Here is a 13,331-nt window from a genome sequence, read left to right as displayed (position 1 = left end):
GCGGCTCCGCCCGGGGTCTCGTTCCCCGCATCGCCGTGCCGCCGGACCGGTGACCAGTCCGGCGAACGGGGCTCAGTTCAGGCGCAGGCTCGCGGCGGCGGACGCCTTCGAGGCGTTGCCGAGGCCGTAGGCGTCGGCGGGGGTGCAGAGCGCGGTGACGAAGGTCGCCTGCTGGGTCGCGCCGGTTCCGCGGCGGACGGCCTTGTCGTAGGTCAGGCTCATGACGCTGTGCAGGCCCTCGCGGCCGCCGCCGCCGCGGGCGTCGATCGCCGCCATGTCGTGCATGCACATCTTGGCGCGGTCGACGCACATGTTGAGGATCGCGTCGTAGAGGTCGGCGTCGACGGTCTTGTAGTAGCGCACCGGCTCCTTCTCGCTCGGGCGCTCGAGCTTCAGGTAGCCGGCCCGGTCGAGGCCGCCGCCCTGCTGCTTGACCTTGTCGACCCAGGCGTTGAAATCCGCCTCGTCGACGCCCTTGAAGGCGAAGCGCATGTGCGAGAACCCGGCGCCGCTGTAGTTGGCCGAGAAGCCCTCGTAGTCGCCGACCTTGTTGATCACGGCGTTGAGCCGCGTCTGCATGCCCGGCATGGCGTAGATCTGGCCGGCGAGCGCCGGGATGAACAGCGAGTTCATCACGGAGGACGACGTGATGCGGAACTCGATCGGCCGGTCGACGGGGGCGGCGACCTCGTTGAGCGAGGCGATGCCCTGCTCGGGGTAGAGGAACAGCCACTTCCAGTCGAGGGCGACGACCTGGACCACCAGGGGCTTGCCGGAGACCATCGGGTCGCCGACACTCGACACGATCGGCTTGGCGGCGCTGATGCGGCTCACCGGCCGGTAGGGATCGAGCAGATGCGTGCCGAGCCAGGTGAGCGCGCCGAGCGCCACGATGATCAGCAGGGGGGCCGACCAGATCACCACCTCGAGCCCGGTCGAGTGGTGGAAATTCGGGTCGTAGACGGCCTTCTTGTTGCCCTCGCGGTAGTGCCAGGCGAAGGCGACGGTCAGCGCCATCACGGGAATGATGATGAGGAGCATCAGAACCGTGGAGGCGATCAGCAGGTTACGCTGCTGCAGCGCCACGTCGCCGGAGGGCGAAAGCAGCACCATATTGCATCCTCCGGTGAGGAGGATGAACGGAAGTACGAGGAAGAGGCGCAAGTGTTTCACGGGCAGCCCGGACGATCAGCTTTCGGCTCCTGTCCTGTACGCCCGCCGGAGGCCTCGCGGGATTGGACGTTTTGTCCAGGCCCCCAGATGCCCGGTTCTCCTCTAAGGAAGGGGCCTTCGTAGCGTGACGAAGCAGGAATCCGATATGGCCACGATCACGGCGGACCCCGCCGCCGCCAACTCCTCCAAGCCGGAACGGGACGCCCGCCTGGTCTCGTCGGAGCCCGGCCACGTCGCCCCCGGCGAGATCGCCCTCGGGGTCATCATCGGCCGCACCTCCGAGTTCTTCGACTTCTTCGTGTTCGGCCTCGCCTGCGTGCTGGTGTTCCCGCGCCTGGTGTTCCCCTGGGCCGAGCCGGTGACCGGCACGCTGTACTCCTTCGGGCTCTTCGCCCTCGCCTTCGTGGCCCGTCCCGTCGGCTCGGTGCTGTTCATGACGATCGACCGGCGCTACGGCCGGGCGACCAAGCTCACCATCGCGCTGTTCCTGCTCGGCCTCTCGACCTGCCTGATCGCGTTCCTGCCGGGCTACGAGACCATCGGGCACTGGTCGGCGGTGCTGCTCGGCCTGTGCCGGATCGGCCAGGGCCTGGCGCTCGGCGGCGCCTGGGACGGGCTCGCCTCGCTGCTCGCCCTCAACGCGCCGGAGAACCGCCGCGGCTGGTATGCGATGCTGCCGCAGCTCGGCGCGCCGGTCGGCTTCATGCTGGCGAGCGGGCTGTTCGCGTTCTTCCAGCTCCAGCTGTCGGATGCCGACTTCATGGGCTTCGGCTGGCGCTACCCGTTCTTCGTCGCCTTCACGATCAACGTCGTGGCCCTGTTCGCGCGGCTTCGCCTCGTCGCGACGGAGGAATTCCGCCGCCTGCTCGAGGCCGACGAGCTCGAGCCGGAGCCGGTCCTCCAGACGGTGCGGGCGAGCGGGCGCAACATCCTGGTCGGCGCCTTCGTGCCGCTGGCCTGCTACGCGCTGTTCCACCTCGTCACGGTGTTCCCGGTCAGCTGGATCAACCTGTTCACCGGCCGCTCGGTCGGCGAGTTCCTGATGGTGCAGTTCGCCGGCGCCACGATCGCCACGATGACGATCGTCATGTCGGGCCTGATCGCCGACCAGATCGGCCGGCGCTCGACCATCGCGATCGCCGCCGCCCTGATCGGCCTGTTCGCGCTGGGCAGCATCGTCGCCCCGCTGCTCTTCGGCGACAGCATGGCCGGGCAGACCATCTTCGTGGTGGTCGGCTTCGCGCTGCTCGGCCTCGCCTACGGCCAGAGCTCGGGCGCCATCGCGGAGAACTTCGGCACCAAGTACCGCTACACCGGCTCGGCGCTGACCTCCGACCTCGCCTGGCTCGTCGGCGCGGGCTTCGCGCCGCTGGTCGCGCTCTACGCCTCGAGCCATCTCGGCCTGCCGTGGGTCGGCGTCTACCTGCTGTCGGGCGCGGTCTGCACGCTCGGCGCGCTCGGGCTCAACCGGCGGCTGGGTACGACGGCCTAGAATAACGGCAAACAATCAAAGCGCGGGACCCCCTCTCCCGAACGGGAGAGGGAGACCCGCGCTTTTCTTTTCACCTGATCGTTTTTGAGATCAGCTTTGCCCCACCCGGAACCGCGCCGCGTGGCTGCCGATCTCCTCGAAGGCGCCCGGCGCGACCCCGGCCTCCGCCAGCGCCGCTCGCGCCTCCTCCGGGCTCACGCCCCCCGGCAGCGCCAGAAGCTGGCTCAGGCCCCCGCCGATCCCGGCGCTCGCCACCACCTCGCCGCCCAACTCCACCACGGCCTCTGCCGCCTCGTCGCGCCAGCGCTCGAACCGGGCGGCGTAGAGCACCCAGTCGCGTTGCGCCGCGCTCGGATCGTCGAGGGGCTTGGCGATGCAGAAGACCGGGGTGCCGGCCGGGTGTCCGGGCCGCTCGATGAAGGGGAGGCGAGCGATCACCTTCGGTCTCCCGGCGCCGGCGAGCTGACGCCACCAGGCGCCCGCCGTCACGCCCTGGTCGAGGCGGAACACCCCGAGGTCGCCGCGCGAGGCCGCCACCGCGGCGATCACCGCCGCGGCGCTCGGATGCGGGCGGTAGGGCACCGTGAAGCCGAAATGGAACCGGGCCGAATCGCGCATCGGCGCGTCGCCGCCCGAGACGTCGGCATGGACCGCGAACGGCGCCTGGACGTAGGTGAAGGTCGCGATGATGACCCGCCAGATCCCCTCCACCGTGTCGAGGGGCAGGAGCCCCTGGTGGCGCTCGGCGATCATGCGCATCATCGAGGCCTCGCGGCCGGGCCGGAAGGCCGAGCCGGAGGCCGAGGTCTTCTTGACGGCGATCAGCCGGTCGATGATCCGGCCGCGCTCCATCAGGAGGTCATGCATCGCCGAATCGATGCGGTCGATGTCGGCCCGGAGGGCGGCGAGGTCGGCGGGCGGGGTCGTCATGGCGTCCCGTAAGAGTGCGGCGGAAAGATCCGTCTTACGACCGCCCTCGCCCGCGGGCCAGGGCCACCGTCGCGCGAGCCCTCGGGAGAAGTCCCTTCCGTCGATTGACGGGGTGGCAGCGAAGCCCTACCTCTTTCGTCCGTCGAAACGGAATTTTTGGACGCTTTAACGACCGGTCCGGTTTGGAGAACGAACCGCCTCCGGTTTTTTCAGCCACAGCCTCGTCAAGCCCGCCGTCCGGCGACAGCCCCGTGAGAAGCATGGCCACACCACTCCTGAAGCCCGGCCTCGATCCCGCCTCCCAGGCGGTCGAGCCGACGAGCCCCGTCGCCCGGTTCGGCGCCGACGAAGCCCTGGCGATGGATGCGGGCGTGGACCTGGCGCCCTGGCAGATCGCCTACCAGACCGCGGGCACGCTCAACGAGGCGCGCAGCAACGCGGTGCTGGTCTGCCACGCGCTCACCGGCGACCAGCACGTCGCCAACACCCACCCGGTCACCGGCAAGCCCGGCTGGTGGGAGCAGCTGGTCGGGCCCGGCAAGCCGGTCGACACCGACCGCTACTTCGTGATCTGCGCCAACGTCGTCGGCTCCTGCATGGGCACGACCGGGCCGGCCTCGCTCGATCCCGCGACCGGCCGGGCCTACGGCCTCGACTTCCCGCTGGTGACGATCCGCGACATGGTGCGCGGCCAGGCGATGCTGCTCGACCGGCTCGGCATCAAGGACCTGTTCCTGTGCATCGGCGGCTCGATGGGCGGGATGCAGGTGCTGCAATGGGCGGCGAGCTATCCCGAGCGGGTCTTCGCCGCGATGCCGATCGCGACGGGGGCGCGCCACTCGGCCCAGAACATCGCCTTCCACGAGGTCGGCCGGCAGGCGATCCTCGCCGATCCGAACTGGCACGGCGGACGCTACCTCGACGTCGGCACGCGCCCGGCCAAGGGGCTCGGCGTCGCCCGGATGGGCGCGCACATCACCTACCTGTCCGAGCCGGCGCTCCACCGCAAGTTCGGCCGCCGCCTCCAGGACCGGGACGCCCCGACCTTCTCGTTCGATGCCGACTTCCAGATCGAGAGCTACCTGCGCCACCAGGGCATCACCTTCGTCGAGCGCTTCGACGCCAACGCCTACCTCTACCTCACCCGGGCGATGGACTATTTCGACCTCGCCGCCGACCACGGCGGCGTGCTCGCCAACGCCTTCCGGGGCACCAAAACCCGGTTCTGCATCATGTCCTTCACCTCCGACTGGCTGTTTCCGACCGCCGATTCGCGGGCGATCGTCCACGCGCTCAACGCGGCGGCGGCCCCGGTCGCCTTCGTCGAGGTCGAGAGCGACAAGGGCCACGACGCCTTCCTGCTCGACGAGCCGGCGATGATCTCGGCGGCCAAGGGCTTCATCGCGGCCGCGGCCCGGGAGCGCGGCCTGTGAGCGCGACCACCAGCCCCTCCCTCGCCCCCGCGGACCTGCCGCAGGACGCCACCGGCTCGGCCCGCATCGACCACCTGGTGATGCTCAACCTCGTCGAGCCGGGATCCCGGGTGCTCGACGTCGGCTGCGGCGACGGCTCGCTGCTGGCGCTCCTGCGCGACCGGCGCGGCGTCGACGGCCGCGGCATCGAGCTCTCGCGCGAGGGCGTCAACGCGTGCCTCACCCACGGCCTGCCGGTGATCCAGGGCGACGCCGACACCGATCTGGCGGCCTATCCCGACGACGCCTTCGACTACGTGATCCTGTCGCAGACGATCCAGGCGACGCGCCAGCCGAAAGAGGTGCTGGAGCACCTCCTGCGGATCGGCCGGCACGCGATCGTGTCGTTCCCGAATTTCGGCCATTGGCGGGTGCGCAGCGAATTGCTGCTGCGCGGCCGGATGCCGGTGACCGACACCCTGCCCGATCCCTGGTACGCGACCCCCAACATCCACCACTGCACCATTCGCGACTTCGTCGGCCTGTGCCGCCTCGTCGGCGCCCGGATCGAGCGCGCCTCGGCGCTCGACGCCTCGGGCCATCCGATGCGCTTCGCCCTGCCGTGGTGGGTGTGGAACCTCGTCGGCACGCAGGGGGTGTTCCTCCTGCGGCGGGGGTGAGCGGGACGAGACGCCGGCGATCCGCCGGCGCCCGTTCGCCGTCGCTCCTCGTCGTCGCCCTCGCCTGCGGTCCGGCCATGGCCGAGGAGGCCGACCTTCCGGCCCTCGAGACCCGCTGGCACGCCTGCGTGCGGCAGGCCTTCTCGGGCCAGCCCCTCGGGACGGAGCGGCGGGCGGCGCAGCGCGCGGCGCTCGCCGCCTGCAAGCCGCAGGAGGATGCCTACGTCCACGCGATGCTGGCGGAGCAGGAGGCCGAGGCGCGCGCGCGGGCGACCCGCGGCGTCGCCGCCCGGGCGCGGGACTGGGCGGTCGGTGCGGCGGGCTCGGCGCGGGCCGCCATCGGCGGGCTGATGGATCGCCTGCGCTGGTGAACCGTGGCGCTCCGGCCCGGTTGAAGCCCTGGAAGCCTGCATCACCCGCAGGTCTGTCGGGAGAAGGAAGGAGCGCGGGTCCCCCCTCTCCCGAGTGGGAGAGGGGCTGGGGGTGAGGGTGGCTCGGTTTCCGCAACGATCCTGAACCGTTGAGCTGCCAGCACGACGCTCGGTGCTTCACGCGGACACGTCACACCCTCACCCCTGCCCTTCTCCCACACGGGAGAGGGGATCCCACGCCAGGCCTTGAAAAGGTTTTTCTCTCGGACAGCCCTCAACCGCCCGGAGACCCGACATGACGACCCTCTCGCGTACCCTTCTTCTCGCCGCCCTGCTCGCCGCCGCCCCCGCCCTCGCCCAGCAGCCGGCGGCCGCCCCCGATCCGGCGGCGGGATTCCTGACCCGGCCGGAGCCCGGCAGCATCCGGGCCTCGAAGCTCGTCGGCGTGAAGGTGATCGGGATGGACCACGTCCGGGTCGGCGAGATCGAGGACGTGCTGCTCACCGAGGACGGGCGGGTGCGGGCGGTGGTGATCGGCGTCGGCGGCTTCCTCGGCATCGGCCAGAAATCCGTGGCGGTGCCGTTCGACAAGCTGGCCTGGAACACCGGCGCGGCCGCGGCCGAGGCCCCGGCCTCCCACACCACGCCCGAGCGCGCGCCGAGCGAGGCCGCCGCGAACACCGCCAAGCCGGAGACGATGCCGGGCGCCAAGGTGACCGACCAGGCGCTCGCCGCCGTGCCGGCCAAGCGCAGCGGTACCGTCGACGAGGCCACCGGCTCGGTCGCGGCGCCCGAGCCCCGCGGCCGCGCCACGGTGCTGGCGACCGGGCCGGACGGCACGGTGCGGGAGGCGGAGGTGCGGCTGACCAAGGCGCAGCTCCAGGCCGCGCCGACCTTCACCTACGAGGCCGCCCGCTGACCACGCCGGATCTCCGCTGGCGCCCGCTGCGGGCGTCGGATCTCGCCGCCGCCTCGACCATCGCCGCCAACGTCCACCCGGATTACCCGGAGGACGACGCGGTGATGGCCGAGCGCCTGCGGCTGTGCCCGGAGGGCTGCTTCGCGCTGACGGCCGACGGTGACCTGCTGGGTTACGCCGTCGGCCACCCCTGGCTTGCAAGGTCGGTGCCGGACCTCGATACGCTGCTCGGAGCCCTACCCGATCCGGCCGGCGCCTGGTGCCTCCACGACGTCGCCCTCGCCCCCGAGGCCCGCGGCCGCGGCGCGGCGTCGGATCTCGTCGGGCTGATGCGGCACGAGGCCCGGCGGCGGCGCCTGCCGGCGATCGTGCTAGTCGCGGTCGGCGAGGCCGCCGGCTTCTGGCGCCGCCACGGCTTCCGGGCGATCCCCGAGGCACCGCCTCCCGGCTACGGTGCCGGCGCGACGCTGATGACGCAGGACCTGTGACCCGTCTGCCCCAGCGTGAGGCGATGACGCGCCGGCTGTGACATTCGGCCGTTCCCGGCCCCGCGGCCCCTGGCCGGGGCCGGACGCTGCGCCACCTAGCTTGGCATCGTTCGGAACTAGGTTGCGGCATGACGAGGACGGCGTGCAGAGCGTGATCCCCGCCTTGATTCTCGGCGGCCCGGCCCAGGGCCGGGACGGGGCCTGACGCCGTGCGCCAGCTCTTCGCGCCGGGCGCCGACGCCCTCCTGCGCCTCGCGCTCCTCACCGGTGCGGCCTGCCTCGCGGCCCTGCCGGTGGTGGGGGCGGGGCTGGTGCGCTCCTCCTACGTCACCGGCGTCGGGGTGGCGCCGGCCCAGCCGGTGCCGTTCAGCCACAAGCACCATTCGGGCGAGCTGAAGATCGACTGCCGCTACTGCCACACCACGGTCGAGACACAGGCCACCGCCGGCATCCCGCCGACCCAGACCTGCATGACCTGCCACGGCCAGATCTGGTCCGGCTCGGAGATGCTGGAGCCGGTGCGGGCGAGCTACGCCAAGGACCAGCCCCTGGTCTGGACCCGCCTGAACAAGCTGCCGGGCTACGTCTACTACAACCACTCGGTCCACGTGACCAACGGCATCGGCTGCTCGACCTGCCACGGCAGCGTCACCGACATGCAGCTCACCTACCGGGCCAACGCCTTCGAGATGAGCTTCTGCCTCGATTGCCACCGCAACCCCGAGAAATACGTGCGGCCCAAGGACCAGATCCTCGACATGTCCTGGAGCCCGCCGGCGAACCAGGCCACGCTCGGGCCCGAGCTGGTGCGCCAGTATCACATCCGCGGCGGCGAGCGGCTGACCGAATGCGGGATCTGCCACCGATGACCGACGACATCGCGCTGCTCCGCGCCCGCCTCGCCGCCGGCGACGGCCCGGCCTTCTGGCGCAGCCTCGACGCGGTGGCGGATTCGCCCGAGTTCCGGACCTTCCTCGACACCGAGTACCCGGCCGCCGCGCGGCTGGCCGCGGCGCCCGACCGGCGCGGCTTCCTCAAGCTGATGGCCGCCTCCTTCGCGATGAGTGGCCTTGCCGCCTGCGGCCAGCCGGACGGGCGCACGCAGGAGATCCCCTACGTCCGCCAGCCCGAGCGGATCGTGCCGGGGGCGCCGCTCGCCTATGCCTCGGCGGCCCTGACCGACGGGTTCGCCAACGGCATCACGGTCACCACCCGCAACGGCCGCCCGCTCAAGATCGAGGGCAATGCCGAGCATCCCTGGAGCCGCGGCGGCACCGACGTGTTCGGACAAGCCTCCGTGCTCGGGCTCTACGACCCGTTCCGGCTCCAGACGCCGCAACATCTCGGCCGGCCGAGCTCCTGGCAGGCGTTCCGCGCCGCGATGACAGGGCGCTTCGCCGCCCTCAAGGCAACGGAAGGCGGGCGCGGCCTCCACCTCGTCACCGGGCCGGTGACCTCGCCGTCCCTGGCAGCCCAGATCGCCGCGATGCGCCGGGATTTCCCGGGGATGCGCTGGCACGTCTCGGCCCCGACCGGGCGCGAGGCGCTCTACGAGGGCGCCCGCCTCGCCCACGGCCGCCCGCTCGAGACCCGCTGGCGCTTCGACCAGGCGCGCGTCGTCGTCTCCCTCGACGGCGACCTGCTCGATCCCGGGCCGGGCCAGGTCGGTCTGGCGCGCGACTGGATCGAGGCCCGCCGCAAGGCCGCGGCCGGGGGGCGCCTGCTCGCCCTCCACCACGCGGGACCGAGCCCGAGCCTGACCTCGGCCAAGGCCGATTCTCCCCTCGCCGTCGGTTCGGACGGCCTGGAGCGGCTGGTGCGCGACCTCCTCGCCGAGGCCGGCGGCGGCGCGGCGGAGGATCGCAGCGGCCCGGCCGCCGCGTGGCGCAGACAAGCCTTCGCGGCGCTGAACGCGGCGCGCGGCAGCGGCCTCGTGATCGCCGGGGCGCAAGGAGGGCCGGAGCTGCTGGCGCAGGTCCACCGCCTCAACGCGGCGCTCGGCAATACCGGCCGCACCGTGTTCCATACCGCCCCGGTCCCGGTCCTCGACCCCGAGCCCCTGGGCGCCCTCGCCGAGGCGATGCGCCGGGGCGAGGTGCAGGTGCTGGTGATGCTCGACGTCAACCCGGTCTACGAGGCACCGGGCGACCTCGGCTTCCTCGACGCGCTGGCCCGCGTGCCGCTCAAGATCCATGCCGGGCTCTACCAGGACGAGACCGCCTTCCACTGTGACTGGAACCTGCCGCTCGCCCACCCGCTCGAAGCCTGGGGCGATGCCCGCTCCCTCGACGGCACGGTGACGCTGATCCAGCCGACGGTGCGCCCGCTCTACGACGGCCGCTCGGGTCCGGAGGTGCTGTCGATTCTCACCGATGCCGAGGCCAAGGACGGCGCCGCTCTCTTCGACGCCCATTGGCGCCGGCCGGACGAGACCGACGCCGCCTGGAAGACCCGGCGCGAAGCCTTCCTCCAGGCGGGCTTCCTCGCCGACACCGCGTTTCCGGCCGAGACCGTCGGTGCGCCGCTCCCGGCCAAGATCGCCACTGCGCGCCTCGCCCCGTCGCCGGCGGGTCCCGCCCGACGGGTCGAGGTGCTGTTCCGGCCCGACGCGACCGTCTGGGACGGCAGCCTCGCCAACCTCGCCTGGCTCCAGGAGTTGCCCAAACCCCTGACCAAGGTGGTGTGGGGCAACGTGATCGCGGTGAGCCCCGTGCTGGCCGAGCGCGAGGAATTGCGCCAGGGCGACGTCGTCACCCTGGAGGCCGAGGGGCGACGGATCGAGGGGCCGGTCTGGATCCAGCCGGGCCAGGCCGACGAGTCCGTCACGGTCTTCCTCGGCTACGGCCGACGCATTCCCGAGCAGCTCGCCGACGGCCTCGGCTACGACGCCTACCGTTTACGCCGCAGCGCCACGCCCTGGCGCGTCGCGGAGGCGACGCTCGCCGCCACCGGCCGCAAGGCGCCGCCGGTGACGACGCAAGATCACGGCACGATGGAGGGGCACGACTTCGTGCGCGTGCAGGCGGTGGGCAGCACGACGCCCGTCGCCTCCCGCGAGGCCCTGCCCTCGCTCTACCCGCCGGCCCCGACCTCGCCCGGCGGGCGCTACGACAAAGAGCGCGCCTGGGGCATGGTGATCGACCTCGACGCCTGCATCGGCTGCAACGCCTGCGTCACCGCCTGCCAGTCCGAGAACAACATCCCGGTCGTCGGCAAGGAGGAGGTGGCTCTCGGCCGCTGGCTGCACTGGCTGCGGATCGACCGCTACTACGAGGGCGGCCTCGACGACCCCAAGACCCACTTCATGCCGGTGCCCTGCATGCATTGCGAGCAGGCGCCGTGCGAGGTCGGCTGCCCGGTGGAGGCGACCGTCCACGACCGCGAGGGGCTGAACCTCATGGTCTACAACCGCTGCGTCGGCACGCGGGCCTGCTCCAGCTACTGCCCCTACAAGGTCCGGCGCTTCAACTACCTCGACTATTCCGGCGACATGGCGCCGGTGCAGCAGCAGCAGCGCAACCCGGAGGTGACCGTCCGGGCCCGCGGCGTGATGGAGAAGTGCACCTACTGCGTCCAGCGCATCGCCGCCGCGCGGATCGACTCGACGCGGGGCGACCACGCCCCGATCCCCGACGGCGCGGTCGAGACCGCCTGCCAGGGCGCCTGCCCGACCCGGGCCATCACCTTCGGCGATCTGCGCGATTCCGGCAGCCGGGTCGCGCAGGCCGCCGCCGATCCGCGCAATTACGGGCTGCTCGCCGAGCTCAACACCCGGCCGCGCACCACCTACCTCGCCCGGCTGGTCGAGCAGGCTTCCGTGAAATCCGGGAGCACCTTATGAGCGGCACCGTGATCCCCCGCGCCGGCCTGCTCGGCAGGGCCGAGGACTTCGCGTCGATCGGCCGCGCGGTGACCGGGGCCCCGGCCCGCACCCGCTCGCGGGCATGGTGGATCGCCTTCGCGGGAGCCTGCGGGCTCCTCGGAATCTTCGCCGCGGCGCTGGCCTGGCTGCTGATCAACGGCGTCGGCATCTGGCACAACAACAACCCGGTCGTCTGGGCGCTCGACATCGTCGCCTACGACTGGTGGATCGGCATCGCCTGCGGGGCGCTCCTCACCTCCGCCACCTTGCGGCTCACCGGCGCCGCCTGGCGCTCGGGGATCGACCGCATCGCCGAGACCACCGCGATCCTCGCCGCGGCGGCGGCCGCCCTCTACCCGATCATCCATCTCGGGCGGCCTTGGGTGTTCTACTGGACCCTGCCCTACCCCAACACCCTGGCGCTCTGGCCGCAATTCCGCTCGCCGCTCGTCTGGGACGCGGTCGACATCATCAGCTTCCTCGGGGTCTGCCTCAGCCTCTGGTACGTCGGGATGCTGCCCGACCTCGCCGCCTTGCGCGACCGCGCCTTCGAGGCGGTGATGGCGGAGGCCGACGCGCGCGGCCGTCCGCGGCGGCTGACGCTCCTCAAGGCGCAGGTCTACGGCATCCTGGCGCTCGGCTGGCGCGGGGCCTCGACCCACTGGGAGCGCTGGCTCATCGCCACCCGCACCCTCTCTGCCCTCGCCCTCGTCCTCGTCGTCGCGCTCCAGACCGGGGCCTCGGTGATGCTCGCCGGCACCGTCCTGCCGGGCTGGCACGACACGCTCCTGCCGGTGACCTTCCTTGCCGCGTCGCTGCTCTCGGGCGTCGGCGTCACCGCGGCGCTCTGCGTGCTGGTGCGCCGGGCGCTCCAGCTCGAGGCGCTGATCACCGAGCGCCACCTCGCCCTGATGGCCCGCCTGATGCTGGGTCTCGGGCTCGCCTCGGCCTATTGCTACGCCACCGAGATCTTCTCCAGCCTCCTGCACGGTGACGCCTACGACAGGGGCGTGCTGGTGCGCCGCCTCTCCGGCTCGCATGCCTGGGCGTTCTGGATCATCGTGGTCTTCGCCCTCGTCCCGGTGCAGCTGTTCTGGTTTCGGGCGTTCCGCCGCTCCGGCCTCGTGGTGGCGCTCGTCGGCGTGGCGGCCGCCATCGGCAGCTTCGGCGACCATTTCATGCTGCTGATCGTGACGCTCAGCCACGACTTCCTGCCCTCCTCGGCGCATCCCTACACAATGGGCGCCTGGGGGCTGGCGACGCTCGCGGGCTCCGTCGGCCTCTTCCTCGCCCTGCTGCTCTTAGGCCTTCGCACCCTGCCGATGGTCTCGATCACCGAGACCCGCCGCTTCGCCGAGAGCCACCCCGACGGACAGCCGAGCGGCGAGCGGGCCCCGACGCTCGCCGAGACGGCCGAGGCGCCGCTCTGGGGCGTCAGCGCCGAGTTCGACGATGCCGGCACCCTCGCGGCCGCCGTGAAGGCCCTCAAGGAGCGCGATCTCGGCGCCCGGATCGAGACCTACGGCCCGGTGCCGATGCGCCGCGCCGCCGACGCGCTCGGCCGCCCGGCCGGGATCCTGGCGCTCCTCGCCCTCGGGGCGGCGCTCGCCGGCGGCGTCGCCTTCATGGCGATGTGCCTCTACGCGTCGGGCTTCGACTACGTGTTCGACGTCGGTGGCCGGCCGCGCTTCTCCTGGCAGGCCTTCATGGTGCCGAGCGTGTCGTTCGGCACGCTCTGCGGCGGGCTGACGACGCTGCTGGGGCTGCTGTTCCAGAACCGCCTGCCGCGGCTCAACCACCCGGCCTTCGCGATTCCGGGCTTCTCCCGCGCCAGCGAGGACCGCTTCTTCCTCGCGCTCGAGGCGGCGGGCCCGCGCTTCGACCCGGCCCGGATCGAGCAGGCCCTGGCGCGGCTGCCCGAGGGACGCCCCCTGATGGTCCGGAGGGTGCCGCTGTGAAGCGCCTCGCCCTCCTCCTGCCGCTCGCCCTCGCGGCCTGCGACCA

General features: G+C 72.0%; 11 protein-coding genes. 9 read left to right on the top strand and 2 right to left on the bottom strand.

The genetic code is table 11. The annotated features are described in order from the left end of the window. Positions 1 to 72 precede the first annotated feature (72 nt). Positions 73 to 1,173: a ubiquinol oxidase subunit II gene (gene cyoA, locus ACS5PV_RS05065; protein ID WP_455394272.1), complete on the bottom strand. Its 1,101-nt coding sequence runs from the start codon at positions 1,171 to 1,173 to the stop codon at positions 73 to 75. A 145-nt stretch (positions 1,174 to 1,318) separates the two neighbouring features. Between cyoA and ACS5PV_RS05060 the strand changes: the two genes are divergently transcribed. Then, a complete protein-coding gene (locus ACS5PV_RS05060; RefSeq protein WP_455394271.1) occupies positions 1,319 to 2,665 on the top strand; it encodes an MFS transporter in 1,347 nt (448 codons plus the stop codon). A 90-nt stretch (positions 2,666 to 2,755) separates the two neighbouring features. Here ACS5PV_RS05060 and ACS5PV_RS05055 read toward each other — a convergent pair whose 3' ends face one another. Further along, positions 2,756 to 3,595 (bottom strand): chorismate mutase, encoded by an 840-nt coding sequence (locus ACS5PV_RS05055; protein WP_455394270.1) that lies wholly within the window; start codon positions 3,593 to 3,595, stop codon positions 2,756 to 2,758. A gap of 260 nt (positions 3,596 to 3,855) precedes the next feature. Between ACS5PV_RS05055 and metX the strand changes: the two genes are divergently transcribed. The 8 genes from metX (at position 3,856) to ACS5PV_RS05015 (ending at position 13,285) form a co-directional block, all read left to right on the top strand. Beyond that, complete coding sequence (metX, locus tag ACS5PV_RS05050; RefSeq protein WP_455394269.1) at positions 3,856 to 5,028, top strand: homoserine O-acetyltransferase MetX; 1,173 nt, start codon at positions 3,856 to 3,858, stop codon at positions 5,026 to 5,028. After that, complete coding sequence (gene metW / locus ACS5PV_RS05045; RefSeq protein ID WP_455394268.1) at positions 5,025 to 5,687, top strand: methionine biosynthesis protein MetW; 663 nt, start codon at positions 5,025 to 5,027, stop codon at positions 5,685 to 5,687. The genes metX and metW overlap by 4 nt, the downstream gene beginning before the upstream one ends. Next, entirely contained in the window at positions 5,684 to 6,058 is a 375-nt protein-coding gene (locus tag ACS5PV_RS05040; RefSeq protein WP_455394267.1) for a hypothetical protein, read from the top strand. Before metW ends, ACS5PV_RS05040 begins: the two co-directional genes overlap by 4 nt. A gap of 295 nt (positions 6,059 to 6,353) precedes the next feature. Then, the gene (locus ACS5PV_RS05035) at positions 6,354 to 6,977 is read left to right on the top strand and encodes a PRC-barrel domain-containing protein (protein ID WP_455394266.1); all 624 of its coding nucleotides are present in this window, start codon (positions 6,354 to 6,356) and stop codon (positions 6,975 to 6,977) included. Next, positions 6,974 to 7,465 (top strand): GNAT family N-acetyltransferase, encoded by a 492-nt coding sequence (locus tag ACS5PV_RS05030; RefSeq protein ID WP_455394458.1) that lies wholly within the window; start codon positions 6,974 to 6,976, stop codon positions 7,463 to 7,465. The genes ACS5PV_RS05035 and ACS5PV_RS05030 overlap by 4 nt, the downstream gene beginning before the upstream one ends. Before the next feature lie 209 nt (positions 7,466 to 7,674). Next, positions 7,675 to 8,334 (top strand): cytochrome c3 family protein, encoded by a 660-nt coding sequence (locus ACS5PV_RS05025; RefSeq protein WP_455394265.1) that lies wholly within the window; start codon positions 7,675 to 7,677, stop codon positions 8,332 to 8,334. Next, positions 8,331 to 11,306, top strand: a complete 2,976-nt coding sequence (locus ACS5PV_RS05020; protein ID WP_455394264.1) for a TAT-variant-translocated molybdopterin oxidoreductase — start codon at positions 8,331 to 8,333, stop codon at positions 11,304 to 11,306. The genes ACS5PV_RS05025 and ACS5PV_RS05020 overlap by 4 nt, the downstream gene beginning before the upstream one ends. Then, entirely contained in the window at positions 11,303 to 13,285 is a 1,983-nt protein-coding gene (locus ACS5PV_RS05015; RefSeq protein ID WP_455394263.1) for a quinol:electron acceptor oxidoreductase subunit ActD, read from the top strand. The genes ACS5PV_RS05020 and ACS5PV_RS05015 overlap by 4 nt, the downstream gene beginning before the upstream one ends. The last annotated feature ends 46 nt before the right edge of the window (positions 13,286 to 13,331 follow it).

This window comes from Methylobacterium sp. Gmos1, assembly GCF_053764715.1.
The sequence above is the reverse complement of the archived record's forward strand: the minus strand, read 5'-3'. Positions and strand labels throughout refer to the sequence as shown.